Below are 17,568 nucleotides of genomic sequence, written 5' to 3'. Positions count from 1 at the left end.
GTGCGCGGCTGCTAAACTGCCGCCATGCCTGATTACCAGACCCTGCTGGCCGCTAGCGGCCTCGCGCGCATCGATGCGCAAGTGCTGTTCAGCCACGTGTCCGGCCATAACCGCGCATGGCTGATCGCGCACGGCAGCGACGAAGCAGACCCTGCGCTGGCCGCCGCATATGATGCCCTCGCCGCACGGCGCCGTGCTGGCGAGCCGGTTGCCTATCTGGTGGGCACGCGTGAATTCTATGGCCGCGATTTCGCCGTCAGCCCCGCCGTGCTGATTCCGCGCCCGGAAACCGAACTGCTGGTGGAGCTGGCGCTGGCACGGGCTGGTGACAATGCACGGGTGCTGGACCTGGGTACGGGCTCCGGTTGCATTCCGGTCACCCTCAAGCTGGAGCGGGCTGATCTGCTGGTGAGCGCGGTGGATATCTCCAGCGATGCATTGGCTGTGGCGCAGCACAACGCGCGCCGGCTGGGCGCGGAGGTGCAGTTTGTCCACTCTGACTGGTTTGCCGCGCTGGCAGGCCAGACCTTCTCGCTGATCGTTTCCAATCCGCCGTATATCGAACAGCACGATCCGCACCTGGCACAGGGCGATTTGCGCTTCGAACCGCGTGGCGCGCTGACCGATGGTGCGGATGGGCTCTTGCATATCCGCCATATCGTCACGACCTGTGTGGAGCATCTGCGTGCGGGTGGCTGGCTGTTGTTCGAGCACGGTTACGATCAGGGCGGGGCAAGCCGCGCCTTGCTCGACGCGGCGGGGTTCAGCGAGGTGCAAACCTGGCACGACCTGGCCGGCCTGGACCGGGTGACGGGCGGGCGTTGCGCTGTGCACCGGCCGTGATGCTGCCCGGCGGCATCTTGCAGCCGGGCAAGACTCGCCGGTACAATATCCGACTGATTTGATAGGTTATTAGGGGCACTACCCATGAGCGAACGCGATATCCAGCAGGAAATCCACCAGATCGTGACCGAAAACCCGGTGGCGCTTTTCATGAAAGGCACACCGACTTTCCCGCAATGCGGTTTCTCGGCCGGTGCCGTGCAGCTGTTGAAGAATGTTGGTGTGCAGTTTGCCGCTGTCAACGTGCTGGCCGACCAAGATATCCGCCAGGGCATCAAGGATTATGCCAACTGGCCGACCATTCCCCAGCTCTACATCGACGGTGAGTTCGTTGGCGGTTCGGACATCATGAAAGAGCTGTACGCAAACGGCGAGCTGCAAAAGCTGCTGGAAGCGCACAAGGTCGGCTGATCCAAGCCGGCGCTGCGCCAGGCCCCTGCCTTTGGCGGGGGCTTTGTTTTTTTCTGTTGCCGGGTTTATTCGGAACTGCTGGCCGAAAACGCATCACGTGCCAGTAGCGCCTGATACTGTTGCTCGATCAACGGGCGTTCCCGCTGCAGATAGTCCGCCACCGCGCGGGCAAAGCCCGGGTGTGCCAGCCAGTGTGCGGAGTAGGTCAGTACCGGCGAGAAGCCTCGTGCCTGCTTGTGCTCGCCCTGTGCGCCGCCTTCGAATACCGCCAGGCCACGCTCGATGGCGAATTCGATGCCCTGGTAGTAGCACAGCTCGAAATGCAGGCTGGGCTCGAAGCCGCCACCCCCCGCATTCCAGTCCGCACCCCAGTAGCGGCCGTACAGCCGCTCCGGCCCGATCAGATTCAATGCGCACGCCAGCGGCTCGTCGTTGCGGTAGGCCAGCACCAGCATGCATGCCTCGGGCTGTGCATCGCCCAGCAACTGGAAGAACGCCTCGCTCAGATAGGGGCTGGAACGGTGTTCGTGGTAGGTGTTGCTGTAGCAGCGGGCAAAAAATGCCCAGTCTTCGTGGCTGATGTCGTGGCCGGTCTTGCGCACGATGCGGATGCCGGTGGCTGCCACCTTGCTGCGCTCCTGGCGGATTTTCTTGCGCTTCTCGCGCTTCATCGCCGCCAGGAAGTCATCGAAATGCTGCCAGCCCTGATTGAGCCAGTGAAACTGGATTTGCGTGCGCGTCTGTAGTCCGGCTGCGTGCAATAACGGCAGGTCGGCGGGCGGATGGAACAGCAGGTGCAGGCTGCTGGCTTCGATATCCTGCGCCAGCGTCAGCGCACCCCGCACCAGCATGCTGCGGCTGGCTTCATCCACCGCCAGCAGGCGCTCGCCGGGCACCGGCGTGAACGGTATGGCGCTGACCAGCTTGGGGTAGTAATCGAGCCCGTGTTCACGGTAGGCCTGTGCCCACGACCAGTCGAATACGTATTCACCGTAGGAGTGGTGCTTGAGGTAAAGCGGCAGCAGGCCCTGACTCATCCCCGCTTCATTGGTCAGCTCCAGGTGGCACGGCTGCCAGCCGGCCCCGGCACCCACGCAATCGGTTTGTTCCAGCGCGGCAAGAAACGCGTGCTGCAGCACCGGGCTGGTGCCGGCAAGGGCATTCCAGCCATCAGCGGGCAGGTCGGCGATATGGGGGTGTACGCGCAGCATGCGGCAAGGATAACGGCTTTGCGCCCCGGCACGTCAATCGTGCAACGGGGAAAAGTGCTGCTGCGCAGTCAGGCCACCGGGGCGGCCCGCTTCCGCTCAGGGCAGGATGCGTATTGCCAGTGTCTGCAGGTCGGTCTTGCCCTTGGACCAGCAACGGTCGTTTTGCTGGTACTGGCCACTGCCGGCGCCATGCGCGGCGCTGCTACGGATGTTGCCGGTATCGGGCTCGCCATCATCGAACTCGTTGTCGATCGCGCAAACGTAGCGGATATCCACTGTCGGCTGGCTGCCATCGTTGCCGGCCACGATCCACGCGGAAGAGTCGGCCGCGCCCAGATTGCTGCCCTTGGAGACCACATTCCACTGCACGCCCAGCGGCGTATTGCGATCTGCGGGCGAGAGCACGCCGGCAACCGGGGATAACTGCTGCCAGAAGGCAATGCGCTCGCTGGCGGTATTGAGCAGGCCATCGCGGGCGCCCTTGCATGTAGCCTCGGTCGTGGGCGTGCTGCCAGTGCAGCCATCGCCGGGATAGCGGCCGTAGCGCTCGTGATACAGGGCAATGGCCGACTGGATCTTGATTGCGCTGGCCTGCGTGCTCTTCACCCGCGCACTGTCCATCAGGTCGCGCCCCTTGAAAGCCAGCCCGAGCACCATGCCGACGATCACGGCAATGGTTGCGACTTCGATCAAGGTAAAGCCTTGTTGCAGAGGGGCACGCATACTGTGTTTTTTCCGGTTGCAGCAATGTATGGAAGCGGGTAGGGCACTGCTGCGCTCAGTGTAACACCAATTGCTAATATGTAATGAAAGAGATTGCATGTAAGTTTTAGGCTGACCGGTTCTTTGGATCTTGCCTACAGCCCTTGTTGGCTTTGATCTGCGAGAGCCTGGCGCCACATTCCTCTGTTGTTGGCGGCATTCCGGTAATCCGTACGTGCCCGGCGCATGCTGCTGGCGGGCCTGCGGAGCAGAATATTTCAGGCCGATTGCATTACCCTGTCCTTACCCGCCTGCCCGGATTCAGGCCCGCCTTTCTCCCCTGCCAAGGCGGGCTTTCTGACCCGATCCGGGTGGGGATAGGTGTGAAAATGTCATAGCGTGAGATACCGCACTGTTCGTAATGGGGGCGCAAGCTTAGAATGCGTCTTTACTTGTACTCACCAGTCTAAATCTGGTTCCCCATGCCCTCTGCTGCTGTCGTTGAACTTGATGAGGTACGGTTCGCCTATGGCGAAAGTGACGTGCTGCGCGACGTTTCCTTCAAGGTGGCGCGTGGCGAAGTAGTGGCCATCATGGGCGGGTCGGGATCGGGCAAGACGACGTTGCTCAAGCTGATCGGCGGCCAACTGCAGGCCAGTGCCGGCCATGTGCGCGTTGACGGTGAGGATGTGGCCAGCCTGAAGGAAGCGGCGCTGTACCGGTTGCGCAGCAAGCTGGGCATGCTGTTCCAGTTCGGCGCGCTGTTTACCGATCTCTCCGTGTTCGAGAACGTCGCGTTCCCGCTACGCGAGCGCACCGCGCTGCCCGAATCGGTGATCCGTGATCTGGTGCTGATGAAGCTGCAGGCAGTCGGCCTGCGCGGCGCAGCGCAACTGATGCCCAATGAATTGTCCGGCGGCATGGCCCGGCGGGTTGCATTGGCGCGTGCCATCGCGCTCGATCCGCTGGTGATGCTGTACGACGAACCCTTTACCGGGCTCGACCCGATTTCACTGGCAGTGACCGGCAAGCTGATCCGCGAGCTCAATGATGCACTGGGCAGTGCCTCGGTGATCGTCACGCACGATGTGGCCGAATCGCTGGCCATCGTCGACCGCGTTGTGTTCCTGGCCGATGGCGTGATCGTTGCGCAAGGTACGCCGGACGAAGTGCGTGCGTCCACGCACCCGTTCGTGAAGCAGTTCATCAATGGCGAGCCGGATGGCCCGGTGCCATTCCACCGTCAGGCCACGCCGCTGGCTGCCGAACTGGGCCTGGAGCGTGCGCATGGCTGATGTGCTGGTGCGTTTTTTCAGCCGGCTGGGCGCGCCGTTTACCGATGCGCTGCTCAAATTGGGCTTTGCCGGGCGTTTCTTCGTGGCGATCTTGCGCCACTCGCCCACCTCGCTGCTGCGCTTTTCGCTCACCATGCGCGAGATCTGGTTTGCGGGCGTGCTGTCGGTGCTGATCATCGGGGTATCCGGGCTGTTCATCGGCATGGTGCTGGCGCTGCAAGGCTACGACACGCTGGTGCGCTTTGGCGCGTCGTCGTCGCTGGGCATCCTGGTGGCGCTCTCGCTGGTGCGCGAACTGGGGCCGGTGGTGGGCGCGTTGCTGTTTGCCAGCCGCGCAGGCTCTGCCATTACTGCCGAAATCGGCCTGATGAAAGCCACCGAGCAGTTGTCCGCGATGGAAATGATGGCGGTCAACCCGATTGCCCGCGTGGTGGCACCGCGTTTCTGGGGCGGGGTGATCTCGATGCCGCTGCTGGCGGCCATGTTCAGCGCCATGGGCATCATTGGCGGCTATCTGGTGGGCGTGCAGTTGCTCGGCCTCGATTCGGGCAGTTTCTGGTCGCAGATGCAGAGCGCGGTGGATTTCCGCCTCGATGTGATCAATGGCGTGATCAAAAGTATTTTCTTCGGCATCGCGGTATCGCTGATTGCCGTATTCGAAGGTTACGACGCCACGCCAACTGCGGAGGGTGTGTCCGGTGCCACCACGCGCACGGTGGTGACATCAGCGCTGGTTATTCTGGGTCTGGACGTGATCCTGACCGCATTCATGTTTAGGGGTGTTTGATGAAACGTGGCTTGATCGATTTCTGGGTGGGCCTCTTTGTGGCGGCGGGTATCGTCGCTTTGCTGTTCCTCGCGTTCAAGGTCAGCAGCACCAGCATGCTGGTCGCCAGCGATACCTATACGCTGAGCGCTAACTTCGAGAATATCGGCGGCCTGAAAACCCGCGCGCCGATCAAGAGCTCCGGTGTGGTGATCGGCCGGGTAACCGGCATCATCTTCGATCCGCATACCTATATGGCCAAGGTGTCCTTCGCCATCGACAAGCGCTACCAGTTCAGCCGCGATACCAGCGCCGCCATCCTGACGTCCGGCCTGCTGGGCGAGCAATACATCGGCCTCGAGCCCGGTGCGGATGACCGCATGCTGGAAGAAGGTGGCCGTATCACCATCACGTCGTCCGCGGTGGTGCTGGAACAACTGATCAGCCGCTTCCTGTTCTCCAAGGCGCAGGAAGGCGGCAATGGGGCAGAGGGCGGCGGCACCGCCGCGACCGAACCGAAATCGAATCATGCAGTGGAGAAATGAGATGAAAAAGTGGCTGGTAGTGTGTTTGTTGGGCCTGTTGCCGGCGTTTGCGCTGGCTGCTGCGGGCGAGACTCCGGAAGTGATCGTCAAGAACGTCAGCCGTGACGTGCTCGAGGCGATCAAGAAGAATGACAAGGATGTGGCCAAGCTGCGCGAGCAGGTGTCGCAAAAGGTCGAGCCGCTGGCCGACTACACGCGCATGACCTCTCTGGCAGTAGGCCGTTACTGGAAAACGGCCTCGCCCGAGCAGCAATCAGCGCTGACCAACGAGTTCCGCCAGATGCTGGTACGCACCTACCTGTCGGCACTGACCATCTACAAGAATGCGCAGGTCAATGTGATCGGCGCGCGCCCGGGCGAAAGCGCCGACGAGCAGAGCGTGCGCACCGAAGTGAGCATTCCCGGCCAGAAATCGATTCCGCTGGAGTTTTACTTCGAAAAACTGGGTGGCAACTGGAAGGTGTACGACATCGCGGTGGACGGCATCAGCTTCACCGTGAACAACCGCAACCAGTTCGGCGCGGCCATCCGCCAGAAAGGCATCGATGGCCTGATCAAGCAACTGGCAGAGCTGAATGCTGCATCTGCGGCCGGTGCCAGCAAGGCTGCGCCCAAGTGACCACCGTGAAAGTGGGCGGTCGCCTGACTTTCGATACCGCCGCGCAGCGGCTGGATGAAATGGTGTGGCCCTCTGCCGGTGATACGCTGACGCTGGATTTTTCCGGCGTCGAAGCGGCCGATTCCGCCGGGGTATCGGTGCTGCTGCACTGGCTGCGCGCGGCAGCGGCAAAAGAAGTCACGCTGCAATTGAGCCACATGCCGCCTGGCCTGCAGCAACTGGCCAGCGTATACGGCCTTGCGGGCTTGCCCGGCTTTGCGCCGGCGGCCTGATATGCTGTGCGCATGGGTAACCATGCCCGGCACGCGCTGCATCCCCTACAATAACGTTTTTCTAAGCCCCGTCACTGCCATGCGCCTGACTACCCTGCTTGCTGTTGGTGCCGCCGCGCTTGTTGCCGGCTGTGCCACCCCCCAGAACAACTACGATCCGCTCGAGAAAGTGAATCGTGGCGTGTTCGCATTCAATACCGTGCTCGACCGCGCTGCGGTCAAGCCGGTGGCGACCGCCTACAAGAACCACATGCCGGGGCCGGCCAAGGATGGCACACATAACTTCTTCGAGAACTTCGACGATTTCTACTCGATTTTCTCCAACCTGCTGCAAGGCAAGGTCAGCGATGCCGGCAACAGCGCCGGTCGCGTGCTGGTCAACACCAGTATCGGCATGTTCGGCATGGTGGACTGGGCCAGCGACATGGGCCTGAAGAAAACCGAAGAAGACTTCGGCCAGGTGCTGGGTAGCTGGGGTGTGGGTACCGGCCCCTACCTGATGCTGCCGTTCTTCGGCCCCTCGTCCGCGCGTGACATGGCCACACCCTTGGGGCGCTTCTTCCTGGACCCGGTGGATGCCGCGTTCGATCCCACCACCGCAGTGGAAGTGCTGCGCTGGGGGGGGGAAGCGGTGGATGCCCGTGCCGGTACGCTGGCGCTCGATCCGCTGATCGAAGCGCAAATCGATCCTTATGCCTATCTGCGTGATGCGTGGCTGCAGAAGCGCTACAACGACGTGTGGGATGGCAGCCCGCCAGCGCCGTTGCCGCTGGGTGACGATGGCGATGAGGACGACGCTGCCACCGATGCGGCGGCCGCCGCGCCGGCAGCACCCGCTTCTGCCAGCGCACCCGCAGCAGCGGAGCCGGCAAAGTGAGTGCCATCCGGTTTGATCGGGTGGTGAAGCGCTTCGGTGATTTCGAGGCGTTGTCCGGCGTCAGCTTCGATGTCGAACCGGGCGACTTTTTTGCCCTGCTTGGCCCCAATGGCGCCGGCAAGACCACGCTGATCTCCATTCTGGGCGGGCTCACCCAGGCCAGTGGTGGCAATGTGGCGGTGATGGGGCATGACGTGGCCAGCGATTACCGCGCCGCGCGCCGCGCCGTCGGCATCGTGCCGCAGGAGCTGGTGTTCGATCCCTTCTTCACCGTGCGGGAAACGCTGGCCTTCCAGTCCGGCTACTTCGGGCTGAAAAAGAACGACGCATGGATAGACGAAATCCTTGCCAGCCTTGGCCTCACCAGCAAGGCCAATGCCAATATGCGCTCGCTCTCCGGCGGCATGAAGCGCCGCGTGATGGTGGCGCAGGCGCTGGTGCATCGCCCGCCGGTGATCGTGCTGGATGAACCCACCGCCGGTGTGGACGTCGAGCTGCGCCAGACGCTGTGGGCGTTCATCCAGCGCCTGAATGCCGATGGCCATACCATCGTGCTGACCACGCATTACCTGGAAGAAGCCGAAGCGCTGTGCAACCGCATTGCCATGCTCAAGCAGGGGCGGCTATTGGCGCTGGAAGAAAAATCCGCGCTGATGAACCGTGGCAAGGCGCGCTCGCTCACCTTGCGGTTGCGCCCGGCCGAGCTGCCGGAGGCGTTGCGCTCGCTGCAGGTTGCGCAGCGTGATGATCAATTCGAATTGAAATTGTCCGAGCCCGATGCGCTGACCGACATTCTGGTTGCGCTGAAGGATGCGGGTATCAGCATCAGCGATATCGAAGTGGCCAAGCCGGATCTGGAAGACATTTTCGTCAGCATGATGCGCGATGCGCCGCAGGTGGACTGAATGCTGATCCGACCGGTTGTGGATGACGATGCGGCGGCCATCTGCCCGCTGCTGGCCGATCTGGGTTACCCCAGCGATGAGGCCGCGGTTCGCGTGCGCCTCGCCAATCTCGAGCGTGCCGGCGGTTATGCCTGCCTGGTAGCAGACGATGGCGGGCGGCTGGTGGGCCTGGTGCTGCTGGCGCAGGCCTGGATGATCGAGCTGGACGGCATGCAGGTGCGCATCGTTGCACTGGTGGTAGACGAGCATGCGCGCGGGCAGGGCATCGGCGTGGCATTGATGGACGAGGCAGAGCGCTGGGCGCGCGCCCACGGTGCCACCTCGCTGCAGCTCAACAGCGGCACGCACCGCCCCGAGGCGCATGCGTTTTACGAGCGACGCGGCTTTGCCAACAACGGCCTGCGTTTTTACAAGAAAATCGGTAGCGACACATGACGGGTTTTTCCACGCTGTTCTACAAGGAACTGCTGCGCTTCTGGAAGGTAGCCTTCCAGACCGTGCTGGCACCGGTGCTGACTGCGCTGCTCTACCTGCTGATTTTTGCCCATGTGCTCGATGCGCATGTGCAGCCGTATCCGGGCGTGCGCTATGTGGCGTTCCTGATTCCCGGCCTCGCGATGATGAGCATGCTGCAGAACGCGTTTGCCAATACTTCGTCCAGCCTGATCCAGTCCAAGATCACCGGTAACCTGGTGTTCATCCTGCTGCCGCCGCTGTCGCATTTCGAGTTTTTTGCCGCCTACGTATTGGCTGCAGTGGTGCGCGGCGTGTTTGTTGGCATCGGCGTGCTGGTGTTGACCATGGTGTTTGCAGTGCCGCCGCTCTCCAACCCGTTGTGGGTACTGGCGTTTGCGTTGCTGGGTAGCGGCCTGATGGCGGTGCTGGGGCTGATTGCCGGCATCTGGGCCGAGAAATTCGATCAGTTGGCTGCATTCCAGAACTTCCTGATCATGCCGCTGACATTTTTATCCGGCGTGTTCTATTCGATCCACTCGCTGCCGCCGTTCTGGTACGGCGTATCGCAATGGAACCCGGTGTTCTACGCGATTGATGGTTTCCGTCACGGTTTCTTCGGTGTTTCGGACGTTTCACCGTGGACCAGCGTTGCGGTCGTCGGCGCAACCTTCATTGTGTTGTCCGGGTACTGTTACGGGCTGATAAGATCCGGCTACAAAATCCGCCACTGAGCGGTGTTCGTAAAAAGCCGCTGGCTGCGTTGTGCTTGCTTGCCGTACTGCTTGTACTGTCTGCGCTTCGCACGCCTTGCCAGCGACATTTTCCGAACACCGCTTGCTGACTGATGCGCATGACACAACTGCCTGCCGAAGAGGATGCTAGTGTCGGCGGTTGCAGTCTTTTCCATATTGAACATTGCTGGACCCTAGAACACCCGATGGCACCTGAATTCGTTGCACAACTACTGACTGACCGCCTGGATGCCACGCATACCGATGTACGCGGTGACGGGCATCATTTCTATGCCAAGCTGGCCAGCCCGCGTTTTGCGGGGCTGGGGCTGCTGGCGCGCCACCGGCTGGTGAAGGACGCGCTGAAGGACGTGATCGATTCGGGCGAGCTGCATGCGCTCAGCCTGGAAAAGACGCTGACGCCGGAAGAATGGGCGGCAGCGCAATGAGCTACGATCGGCCCGAGGAAGAAAGCAGCGACCGCTTCAGTCTTGATGGGATCCAGAAACAGCAGGATGCGCTCGCCCGCGCCAAGGAAAACGCCAGCAAGAAGGGTGATCGCAGTGGCGGCCGGCTGATGGCGCTGACCAACCTGCCGCTGCTGATTGCGCTGGTGGCCTTCCTTTGGTGGAAATTCCACTGAAACACCGCTGAGAAAGCGCGATAATGCGCGCTATCCAACCCCAACCCGCCTTGCCGCGGGCATTTTTCTTTAGAGATTATGGATAAGCTCAAGATCACTGGCGGCCTGCCGCTCAATGGCGAAATCACCATTTCCGGCGCGAAGAACGCCGCGTTGCCCATCCTGTGTGCCAGCCTGCTCACGGCAGATACGCTGCGCCTGACCAATGTGCCGCAGTTGGCAGACGTGAAAACCACGCAAAAGCTGCTGCAGGGCATGGGCGTGCGCGTGATGACCGATAACGTGCACGAGTATGAAATTACCGCCAACCAGATCACCAGCCTGGTTGCGCCGTACGAGCTGGTGAAGACCATGCGAGCGTCCATCCTGGTACTGGGCCCCACGCTGGCGCGCTTTGGCGAGGCGCAGGTGTCCTTGCCCGGTGGCTGCGCGATCGGCGCGCGCCCGGTGGATCAGCACATCAAGGGCCTGCAGGCGATGGGCGCCGAAATCGTCATCGAGCACGGCTATGTGAAGGCCAGCGGCAAGCTCAAGGGCGCGCGCATCGTATGCGACATGGTTACCGTCACCGGCACCGAAAACCTGCTGATGGCGGCCACGCTGGCTGAAGGCACCACCATCATCGAGAACGCCGCGCGCGAGCCCGAAGTGGTCGATCTGGCGGACTGCCTGATCAAGATGGGTGCAAAAATCATCGGTCACGGTACCGACCGCATCACCATCGAAGGTGTGGAAAAGCTGCACGGCGCCGAGCACGCCATCATTGCCGACCGTATCGAGACCGGGACCTTCCTGGTTGCCGCTGCCGCCGCGCAGGGCCATGTGGTGCTGCGCAATACGCGCGCCAACATCCTGGATGCGGTGCTGGAAAAGCTGCGTGAAGCGGGCGCGTATATCGAAGCGGGCGATGACTGGATCTCGCTCGACATGAAAACACGCCCCAAGGCCGTCAACGTGCGGACCTTGCCCTACCCGGCGTTTCCGACCGACATGCAGGCGCAGTTCATGCTGCTCAACTGCATTGCCGAAGGCACCGGCGTGATCACCGAAACCATTTTCGAAAACCGCTTCATGCACGCGCCGGAACTGGTGCGCATGGGCGCCAGCATCAATACCGAAGGCAATACCGCCATCGTGACCGGCGTGGCGCAATTGTCCGGCGCGGTGGTGATGGCGACCGACCTGCGTGCTTCGGCGTCGCTGGTGATTGCCGGCATGATTGCCGATGGCGAAACCGTGGTGGACCGCATTTATCACCTGGACCGCGGCTACGAGCATATCGAGCGCAAGCTGGCCGGTGTGGGCGCGCAGATCGAGCGCGTATCCTGATGCTCACGCTCAATCCCAAACCTGCCAAGGAAGACGGCGACGGCCAGCTCAAGCCGCCCACACAAGCCGAGAAAGGCTTTGCGGCGATGGCGCACCTGGCGGGCCTGTTGTGGATTCCGTTGTTGCCGATTCCCGGCCTGGCGCTGATCGTGCCGTTCATCATCCTGCAGTTTGCCCGCGTGCATTCGGAGTTCGTCGAACAGCACGCAATGCAGGCGGCCAACTTCCAGTTGCTGATGGGCTGCATGTATGTGCTGGCCATGTTGCTGGGCATGGCGCTGCATACGCCGGCGCTGATCTGGTGGGTAACGATCGTGTCGTCCGCGTTTGGCCTGTGGGAAGGCGCCAAGGCCATCAATGGCTGGAAATCGAAGTACCCGTTGACTCTTAAACTTTTCAAGTAAAACCGATGATCACGATTGCGCTGTCCAAAGGCCGTATTTTCGAAGAAACCCTGCCGCTGCTTGCCGCCGCAGGCGTGGTACCGAGCGAAGACCCGGAAGCGAGCCGCAAGCTCATCATCGGCACCAACCGCGACGATGTGCGCCTGATCATCGTGCGCGCCACCGACGTGCCGACCTATGTGCAATATGGCGCAGCCGACCTTGGCATTGCCGGCAAGGACGTGCTGCTCGAGCATGGTGGTGCGGGCCTCTACCAGCCGCTGGACCTGGAAATCGCCAAGTGCAAGCTGATGGTTGCCGTGCGCGAGGGCTTCGATTACGAGGGCGCCGTCAAGCAGGGTGCGCGTTTGCGCGTGGCCACCAAGTACACGTATGGCGCGCAAGAACACTTTGCCGCCAAAGGCGTGCACGTGGACCTGATCAAGCTGTACGGTTCGATGGAGCTGGCGCCGCTGGTAGGCTTGGCGGACGCCATTGTCGACCTGGTGTCCACCGGCGGCACGCTCAAGGCCAACAAGCTGGTGGCGGTTGAACACATCCGCGATATCTCCAGCCGCCTGGTGGTGAATCAGGCTGCGCTCAAGCTCAAGCACGACCTGATCCAGCCGGTGCTCGATGCATTTGCGGCAACCGTGGCCGCGCGCGAAGCCGATTGATCCGGCAATACCGCAACAAGCAGAACGCCCCGTATGTCGGGGCGTTTTCTTTGCCTGCTACCTCAGCGCGCCTGATCCTCGGCCTGCTGCGCCGCTTTCAGCTGCATCAGCAGCGCGTGCAGCATTTCGGATGACAGCCCGTGCAACACCAGCCGGTAACCGGCGCGCAAGGTGCTTAGCGGCACCAATGGATGCTTGTTGTTGAGCAGCAGCAGATGCTGCGGTGCGTTGAGGATGGTGGCGGCATAGACGGCAATGGTTTCATCCAGCTGCAGCGAGTTGGCGGCCCGCCAGAAATCGTTGTCGGTGAGGAAGAGCTGGTAGACCGGCGTGAAGCATTCGATGGCCGTTTGCAGATCGACCACATTGAGCCGGCCATGCGGCATCGCGGCCAGCGACAGCGGCGGTTCTTCGATCATGCTGAAATCGGGGCGGTCCAGCGGGATCAGCGATTGATCTGCAAAGCGCAGCGCCTGGTTCAGCCTGATCACGAAGTTGAACAGGTTGAGATCGTGTTTGAGAAACGTGTCATCTTTCAGGTCATCCAGCACCAAGGGCTTGAGCGGCGCGGTTTCTGCCGGTACCGGCGCGTTCTTCGCGATGAACTCGAGGATCTGCCCACCGATGTGGAAGTGCCGCATCACCAGCCAGTTGGCTTCCGGGGACACCAGCTTTTTCAGCCCCTCCGCCAGCAGCCAGTGCAGGAAACGCGATGCCGCCCAGCGGCGCGGCATGAACGTCTTCACCACCTGGATCAGGATGATGCTGACCCGTGCCAGCGGGCGCACGAAGGGCAGCAGGAACTGCCGCGCTACGGAGCTGGAATCGGCCAGCCATGCGCGCTTCACGTGATCGGGTAGCGGCGTGCTTTGGTCCAGGTAAAGCGCCAGCCACGGATTGGGGTCGCGCGGGTCGTGCTCTTGCAGCAGGAAGTTGGGCAGGTGTTTCATCGCCTTGTTGTTCCATGTGACGGCTACGGTGAGCCAAATCGTATCAAAAGCCCGGCCAAGCCGGGCTCCAAGCTATCGTGGAAGAGCGAAGCAGCGGCACATCCTGTTCCATTCCACTTCCCCCGCCCTCGCCGCCGCGAGGGCGCCTCGTTGTCACTCGTCAGTGGTTCTTCGGGGCTCTGTAGTGGGCAGTGGGTTGCTTTGGATAAATCTGCATTAAAAAAAACCGCCTCAACCTGGATAGCCAGACAGCAGCTAATCCTGTTTTATGACTGGCCATTGGCAAAACTCAATGCGCAATGATGTGCTCGAACTGCATCAGGTACAGCTGCGCGGTGCGCTTTGCGGTGGCGAGGATGGCGTCGGCTGCCGCTGGTGATATGTCCAGCGTGATCTCGACCGCCGCCAGCCAGCGCGCCAGATGATGTTCATCGTTGGCGCCGTGGTATTCCAGAAAGCGGAATGCGCTGGCGGGCAAGTCCACCTGCTTGCGCAGCAGTGGCAGCAACGCGGGCACGATGCGCTGGCCAGTGCCCTCGATCACGTAAATCGCCCCCAGCAAACCCAGCGGGTTTTCCGTTGCGGCCAGCGCGTGCAGGTAGGCATTGAGCGCCTCGCCACCCGGATTGCGCCGCAGCGTATCGAGCGGCGCGCTGCCGCCGGCTGCCCGGTAATCCTGATACAGGATCATGAAGTCGTTCTGTTCATCGCCGGCGTGCATTTCGATCAGCGCACCCAGCTCGGCAAACGGCCCCGTCAGCGATGCCACCGCTTCGCGCATCCACAGGCTGCCCTCGCGCACCTGCGGCACCCATTGCGCGATCCAGCTGCGGTAATCGGCCAGCCCGAAACGGCCGGCCACCAGCTTGTGGATCACCGGGCTGCGCCAGACTTTCGAGCGGTAGTCATGCCAGATGCCCGCAAGCGCGGTCAGCAGCGGTTGCAACGGCTCGGGCGCGCTGGCGGGATCGTGTGGCGCGGTGATGGTGCCGGGTACGGTATCGCAGCTGGCCGGCACTGCTACGGCGCCCCGCGTGGCTGTGGCCAGCGGCGCAGTGGCATCTTCCACTTCCAGCAGCATGTAGGCAGCGCTGATGCGGCCCGATTCGGGGATGAAACAGAGGATTTTCTCCCCCGGCTGCACCGCATGGGTATCGAGGAACTCGGCCAGCATCACGAAGATGGACGCCGCACCGGTATTGCCGCGCGTGGCAAGGTTGCTGTACCAGCGCTCCTTCGGGATGGTCAGCCCGGCCTTGTCCAGCAGGTCTTCCACCACCGGAATGAATTTTTCGGACGAGTAGTGGCACAAAAAGTGATCGACCCCGGCCGATGTCACCCAGCCTGCCTCCACCAGCTTCACGTATTCGTGGATCGATACATCGAACAGGTGCGGCAGCAGGCGGATGTCCTGGCGCAACGACAGCGCTCCGGCGGCTTCCGCTTCGCTGCTCGACGGGTAATCAAGGAAGGAGGTGCTGCGATCCTCGCTCAGCCCCAGCTGCATGCAGACCGGGTAATCGCCGGCGAAGCTCTGCTGATGCACCCAGTTCAGCTTGAGTCGTAACCCGTTACGCCCGCTCGGGCTGTCGGTCAGCAGCATGGCACCCGCGCCGTCCGACAGCATCCAGCGCAGGAAATGCGCATCGAAATCGCTATCGTAACCGCGTGGTGCAAAGCGGCTGTGCTTGAACATGCGCGAGGGCATCTCCGCCGCCACCACCAGCGCCTGCCGGTGCGCACCCAGCTCGATGCCCTGGGCGGCGTGTGCCAGCGCCGTTACGCCGGCAGCACATACGCCCTGGCTCGATAGCGTGGCCATCGGCGGTGCGCCCAGTTCGCCCTGGATCATGCTGGCAAAGCCCGGCATCAGCGCATCCCCGCCGGACGAGCCTGCTGCCAGTAGTGAGACGTCGGCGATGGTGGCCTGCGCACGCTGCAGGCAATCGGCCACCGCATTGGCAGCCAGCCGCGCGTGCGACAGCACGGTATTGCCGTCAGCATCGATTGCGTAGTGGCGGGTCCTGATGCCGTTTTCCGCCAGGATGCGTGCCTTGATGCGGCCGGAAATACGGTTGATCGGGGCGATATACGCATCCATGGCATCGTTGCCCACTGGCGGCCCGGGCAGGTGGTAGCCGGCGGCTTCGATGTAAACGTGCTTGAAACGGGTGGGCATCAATGGGTCTCCGGGGGCGCCATCAGGCTGTGGCTGCGATGGCGCGGCAAAACGAGGCTGAGCAGGAAAGTACGGCACATATAGGGCAGCAGGCCACCGGCGTTGAGGCGCGGATCTACCTGGCTGCGGTAGCGCTGGTGCAGCGCGGTCAGTTCAGACCAGTGCGCACGCGGGTGTTCGTGATGGGCGGTATGCAGGCCGATATTGAACAGTAGCGGATTCACCCAGCCTTCAAAATTGCGCGCGTAATTGATGCGAGAATGGCCATCGGCATGGGCATGCTGCAGGTAGTTGGTGGCTAGCAGCCAGTGCAGCCCGTGCAATTGCGGGATCAGTACCAGCAACAGCCATTTTTGCCAATCCAGCCATGCAAGGCTGCCCCATAGCATCAGCACTGCTGCGTATTGCAGCTGGCAATAGCGCAGCGCAGCGGGGTCGCGGCGCTGCAGTTGCCGCAACCATGCCACGAAGACCGGGTACAGCACCGGCACCGCCTGCAACGGGTGCAGCAGGTAGCCGGCCAGGTGGTTGTGGTCGCCAAAGCGGTAGGTCCGCACGATATCTTGCGGGCCGTGGCGGTAGCGGTGGTGATTGGCCACATGTGTGGCGTGGAACACATAGGTGGGGTGGCCCTGCAACAGTGTCAGCCAGAAATCGCCCTGCCGGTTCAGCCAGCGGCTATGCCACATGGGCAAGTGCGCGTGGTTGTGATGGATGACCCCCACGCCCAGCGTGAGGAACAGCACGGCCGCATACAGTGGCCAGCTGAAACCGTGCCGCCATTGCCATGCCACCAGCAGCGGCAACGCAGTCAGGTAGGTCAGTGATTGCAGATCGCGCCAATTACGCAGCATCGCGCGCGTGCCGTGCACGCCAGCTGTCGATGTGTTTGTCGGCGGCGTCCGGCGGCAGCGCGGTACCGAACAGCCGATCCATGAACGGGAACATGAAGCCGAAGTTGCCGTGAAAGCACGCATGATGCAGATGATGGCGGCGCGCACCGTTGAGCCACCAGCGGTCGGCATGCGCATCGGGCAGGAAGTCGTAGTTTGAATGGCCGATGTTGTTGAACACCAGGCTGACAACCGGCAGCGCAACCACTGCCCACACGCTGAAGTCGTGTACCACCATGGGCAGCATCACCACGTTGCCCAGCATCAGCGCCTCTACCGGGTGGAAACTGTAGGCGGCCCACGGCGTCACCACCACCGAGCGGTGATGCTGCATGTGAAATCGCCGCAGCCAGCGCGTATGCAGCAGCCAGTGGTTGGCGTAGAAGTGCACTTCGTTCCATACCACCAGCACCAGGATCTCCAGCGCGCTTTGCCACCATGGCGGGGCCATGGCCAGCTGCGCCCAGCCCAGCTGCAGCAGGCCCCACGGAAAGATCATGTCGATGCCGAACAGGAAAACGGAGCCGGCCGATTGCAACAATTCGCGCCGGGTCTGGCCCGGCAGCAGCGGGCGTGGGTCCAGCGGCCGGCCGTAGTGCACAGCGGGCAATACGTACCGGCTCAGCAACGTGTTGAGTGCGCCCATGCCCAGATACAGGCCGCCAAAGAACACCCAGCCCACCACGATGATCTGGTACCAACTGCAGTGGAGTATGTATTCGCGCATTGAATAGGCAGGCTATGAGTGATCGGGCCAGAGCCGGGCCGATTGGCCCCGTCCGGTGTCAGCAGAATAAAGGGGCCGATCGCCCGGACCGGCCAACGGACGACGGGCGGCATTAACAAATCGCAGAATACCCGGTAAATTCTTGCTGGAAACT

General features: G+C 62.2%; 22 protein-coding genes. 16 read left to right on the top strand and 6 right to left on the bottom strand.

The window, feature by feature from the left end:
• Window positions 1–24 precede the first annotated feature (24 nt).
• Entirely contained in the window at window positions 25–843 is an 819-nt protein-coding gene (gene prmC / locus IGB42_RS03810) for a peptide chain release factor N(5)-glutamine methyltransferase (RefSeq protein WP_159667037.1), read from the top strand.
• Window positions 844–927: 84 nt separating this feature from the next.
• Window positions 928–1,254 carry a Grx4 family monothiol glutaredoxin gene (gene grxD / locus IGB42_RS03805; RefSeq protein WP_159667034.1) on the top strand — a complete coding sequence of 109 codons (327 nt, stop codon included), beginning with the start codon at window positions 928–930 and terminating at the stop codon, window positions 1,252–1,254.
• A 65-nt stretch (window positions 1,255–1,319) separates the two neighbouring features.
• Here the strand turns inward: grxD and IGB42_RS03800 are convergent, their stop codons facing one another.
• Together IGB42_RS03800 and IGB42_RS03795 are read right to left on the bottom strand one after the other, a co-directional pair.
• The gene (locus IGB42_RS03800) at window positions 1,320–2,465 is read right to left on the bottom strand and encodes a GNAT family N-acetyltransferase (RefSeq protein WP_159667031.1); all 1,146 of its coding nucleotides are present in this window, start codon (window positions 2,463–2,465) and stop codon (window positions 1,320–1,322) included.
• Window positions 2,466–2,561: 96 nt separating this feature from the next.
• Window positions 2,562–3,188, bottom strand: coding sequence for a type II secretion system protein (locus IGB42_RS03795; RefSeq protein ID WP_159667028.1), 627 nt, complete (start codon window positions 3,186–3,188; stop codon window positions 2,562–2,564).
• A gap of 461 nt (window positions 3,189–3,649) precedes the next feature.
• On the opposite strand from IGB42_RS03795, the gene IGB42_RS03790 reads away from it, so the two are divergent.
• The 14 genes from IGB42_RS03790 (at window position 3,650) to hisG (ending at window position 12,665) form a co-directional block, all read left to right on the top strand.
• The gene (locus IGB42_RS03790) at window positions 3,650–4,462 is read left to right on the top strand and encodes an ABC transporter ATP-binding protein (RefSeq protein ID WP_159667025.1); all 813 of its coding nucleotides are present in this window, start codon (window positions 3,650–3,652) and stop codon (window positions 4,460–4,462) included.
• The gene (gene mlaE / locus IGB42_RS03785; RefSeq protein WP_159667022.1) at window positions 4,455–5,249 is read left to right on the top strand and encodes a lipid asymmetry maintenance ABC transporter permease subunit MlaE; all 795 of its coding nucleotides are present in this window, start codon (window positions 4,455–4,457) and stop codon (window positions 5,247–5,249) included. Before IGB42_RS03790 ends, mlaE begins: the two co-directional genes overlap by 8 nt.
• Window positions 5,249–5,773: an outer membrane lipid asymmetry maintenance protein MlaD gene (mlaD, locus tag IGB42_RS03780; protein WP_159667019.1), complete on the top strand. Its 525-nt coding sequence runs from the start codon at window positions 5,249–5,251 to the stop codon at window positions 5,771–5,773. Before mlaE ends, mlaD begins: the two co-directional genes overlap by 1 nt.
• A 1-nt stretch (window position 5,774) precedes the next feature.
• Window positions 5,775–6,392 carry a phospholipid-binding protein MlaC gene (locus IGB42_RS03775; protein WP_159667016.1) on the top strand — a complete coding sequence of 206 codons (618 nt, stop codon included), beginning with the start codon at window positions 5,775–5,777 and terminating at the stop codon, window positions 6,390–6,392.
• On the top strand, window positions 6,389–6,664 hold the full coding sequence (locus tag IGB42_RS03770) for a lipid asymmetry maintenance protein MlaB (protein ID WP_159667013.1): 276 nt from the start codon (window positions 6,389–6,391) through the stop codon (window positions 6,662–6,664). The genes IGB42_RS03775 and IGB42_RS03770 overlap by 4 nt, the downstream gene beginning before the upstream one ends.
• 79 nt (window positions 6,665–6,743) lie before the next feature.
• Complete coding sequence (locus IGB42_RS03765; RefSeq protein ID WP_159667010.1) at window positions 6,744–7,541, top strand: VacJ family lipoprotein; 798 nt, start codon at window positions 6,744–6,746, stop codon at window positions 7,539–7,541.
• The gene (locus IGB42_RS03760) at window positions 7,538–8,446 is read left to right on the top strand and encodes an ABC transporter ATP-binding protein (RefSeq protein ID WP_159667007.1); all 909 of its coding nucleotides are present in this window, start codon (window positions 7,538–7,540) and stop codon (window positions 8,444–8,446) included. Before IGB42_RS03765 ends, IGB42_RS03760 begins: the two co-directional genes overlap by 4 nt.
• Window positions 8,447–8,881 carry a GNAT family N-acetyltransferase gene (locus tag IGB42_RS03755; RefSeq protein WP_159667004.1) on the top strand — a complete coding sequence of 145 codons (435 nt, stop codon included), beginning with the start codon at window positions 8,447–8,449 and terminating at the stop codon, window positions 8,879–8,881. It begins immediately after the preceding gene.
• Window positions 8,878–9,633, top strand: coding sequence for an ABC transporter permease (locus IGB42_RS03750; RefSeq protein WP_159667001.1), 756 nt, complete (start codon window positions 8,878–8,880; stop codon window positions 9,631–9,633). The genes IGB42_RS03755 and IGB42_RS03750 overlap by 4 nt, the downstream gene beginning before the upstream one ends.
• A 206-nt stretch (window positions 9,634–9,839) precedes the next feature.
• Window positions 9,840–10,082 carry a BolA family protein gene (locus tag IGB42_RS03745; RefSeq protein WP_159666998.1) on the top strand — a complete coding sequence of 81 codons (243 nt, stop codon included), beginning with the start codon at window positions 9,840–9,842 and terminating at the stop codon, window positions 10,080–10,082.
• Window positions 10,079–10,276, top strand: coding sequence for a hypothetical protein (locus IGB42_RS03740; RefSeq protein ID WP_159666995.1), 198 nt, complete (start codon window positions 10,079–10,081; stop codon window positions 10,274–10,276). The genes IGB42_RS03745 and IGB42_RS03740 overlap by 4 nt, the downstream gene beginning before the upstream one ends.
• Window positions 10,277–10,354: 78 nt before the next feature.
• Window positions 10,355–11,605, top strand: coding sequence for a UDP-N-acetylglucosamine 1-carboxyvinyltransferase (murA, locus tag IGB42_RS03735; RefSeq protein WP_159666991.1), 1,251 nt, complete (start codon window positions 10,355–10,357; stop codon window positions 11,603–11,605).
• Window positions 11,605–12,009: a DUF4870 domain-containing protein gene (locus IGB42_RS03730; RefSeq protein ID WP_159666988.1), complete on the top strand. Its 405-nt coding sequence runs from the start codon at window positions 11,605–11,607 to the stop codon at window positions 12,007–12,009. Before murA ends, IGB42_RS03730 begins: the two co-directional genes overlap by 1 nt.
• Window positions 12,010–12,014: 5 nt before the next feature.
• Window positions 12,015–12,665, top strand: coding sequence for an ATP phosphoribosyltransferase (gene hisG, locus IGB42_RS03725; RefSeq protein ID WP_159666985.1), 651 nt, complete (start codon window positions 12,015–12,017; stop codon window positions 12,663–12,665).
• 62 nt (window positions 12,666–12,727) lie between these two features.
• Here hisG and IGB42_RS03720 read toward each other — a convergent pair whose 3' ends face one another.
• From IGB42_RS03720 to IGB42_RS21940, 4 genes are all read right to left on the bottom strand, one after another.
• A complete protein-coding gene (locus IGB42_RS03720; protein ID WP_159666982.1) occupies window positions 12,728–13,615 on the bottom strand; it encodes a hypothetical protein in 888 nt (295 codons plus the stop codon).
• A gap of 289 nt (window positions 13,616–13,904) precedes the next feature.
• On the bottom strand, window positions 13,905–15,794 hold the full coding sequence (locus tag IGB42_RS03715) for an iron-containing redox enzyme family protein (protein WP_159666979.1): 1,890 nt from the start codon (window positions 15,792–15,794) through the stop codon (window positions 13,905–13,907).
• Window positions 15,794–16,648, bottom strand: a complete 855-nt coding sequence (locus tag IGB42_RS03710; RefSeq protein WP_201799810.1) for a fatty acid desaturase — start codon at window positions 16,646–16,648, stop codon at window positions 15,794–15,796. The genes IGB42_RS03715 and IGB42_RS03710 overlap by 1 nt, the downstream gene beginning before the upstream one ends.
• Window positions 16,638–17,414 (bottom strand): sterol desaturase family protein, encoded by a 777-nt coding sequence (locus IGB42_RS21940; RefSeq protein WP_159666973.1) that lies wholly within the window; start codon window positions 17,412–17,414, stop codon window positions 16,638–16,640. Before IGB42_RS21940 ends, IGB42_RS03710 begins: the two co-directional genes overlap by 11 nt.
• Between the last annotated feature and the right edge of the window lie 154 nt (window positions 17,415–17,568).

This window comes from Andreprevotia sp. IGB-42, from assembly GCF_009848685.1.
Taxonomy (GTDB): domain Bacteria; phylum Pseudomonadota; class Gammaproteobacteria; order Burkholderiales; family Chitinibacteraceae; genus Andreprevotia.
This window is presented reverse-complemented; position numbering and strand designations above follow the sequence as displayed.

Coding starts and splice junctions, on each gene's coding strand:
- mlaE (WP_159667022.1), top strand. CDS start 4,455: ATGGCTGATGTGCTGGTGCGTTTTTTCAGCCGGCTGGGCGCGCCGTTT.
- IGB42_RS03730 (WP_159666988.1), top strand. CDS start 11,605: ATGCTCACGCTCAATCCCAAACCTGCCAAGGAAGACGGCGACGGCCAG.
- IGB42_RS03800 (WP_159667031.1), bottom strand. CDS start 2,465: ATGCTGCGCGTACACCCCCATATCGCCGACCTGCCCGCTGATGGCTGG.
- IGB42_RS03795 (WP_159667028.1), bottom strand. CDS start 3,188: ATGCGTGCCCCTCTGCAACAAGGCTTTACCTTGATCGAAGTCGCAACC.
- IGB42_RS03750 (WP_159667001.1), top strand. CDS start 8,878: ATGACGGGTTTTTCCACGCTGTTCTACAAGGAACTGCTGCGCTTCTGG.
- IGB42_RS03720 (WP_159666982.1), bottom strand. CDS start 13,615: ATGAAACACCTGCCCAACTTCCTGCTGCAAGAGCACGACCCGCGCGAC.
- IGB42_RS03765 (WP_159667010.1), top strand. CDS start 6,744: ATGCGCCTGACTACCCTGCTTGCTGTTGGTGCCGCCGCGCTTGTTGCC.
- prmC (WP_159667037.1), top strand. CDS start 25: ATGCCTGATTACCAGACCCTGCTGGCCGCTAGCGGCCTCGCGCGCATC.
- IGB42_RS21940 (WP_159666973.1), bottom strand. CDS start 17,414: ATGCGCGAATACATACTCCACTGCAGTTGGTACCAGATCATCGTGGTG.
- IGB42_RS03745 (WP_159666998.1), top strand. CDS start 9,840: ATGGCACCTGAATTCGTTGCACAACTACTGACTGACCGCCTGGATGCC.
- hisG (WP_159666985.1), top strand. CDS start 12,015: ATGATCACGATTGCGCTGTCCAAAGGCCGTATTTTCGAAGAAACCCTG.
- murA (WP_159666991.1), top strand. CDS start 10,355: ATGGATAAGCTCAAGATCACTGGCGGCCTGCCGCTCAATGGCGAAATC.
- IGB42_RS03710 (WP_201799810.1), bottom strand. CDS start 16,648: ATGCTGCGTAATTGGCGCGATCTGCAATCACTGACCTACCTGACTGCG.
- grxD (WP_159667034.1), top strand. CDS start 928: ATGAGCGAACGCGATATCCAGCAGGAAATCCACCAGATCGTGACCGAA.
- IGB42_RS03775 (WP_159667016.1), top strand. CDS start 5,775: ATGAAAAAGTGGCTGGTAGTGTGTTTGTTGGGCCTGTTGCCGGCGTTT.
- mlaD (WP_159667019.1), top strand. CDS start 5,249: ATGAAACGTGGCTTGATCGATTTCTGGGTGGGCCTCTTTGTGGCGGCG.
- IGB42_RS03740 (WP_159666995.1), top strand. CDS start 10,079: ATGAGCTACGATCGGCCCGAGGAAGAAAGCAGCGACCGCTTCAGTCTT.
- IGB42_RS03755 (WP_159667004.1), top strand. CDS start 8,447: ATGCTGATCCGACCGGTTGTGGATGACGATGCGGCGGCCATCTGCCCG.
- IGB42_RS03715 (WP_159666979.1), bottom strand. CDS start 15,794: ATGCCCACCCGTTTCAAGCACGTTTACATCGAAGCCGCCGGCTACCAC.
- IGB42_RS03790 (WP_159667025.1), top strand. CDS start 3,650: ATGCCCTCTGCTGCTGTCGTTGAACTTGATGAGGTACGGTTCGCCTAT.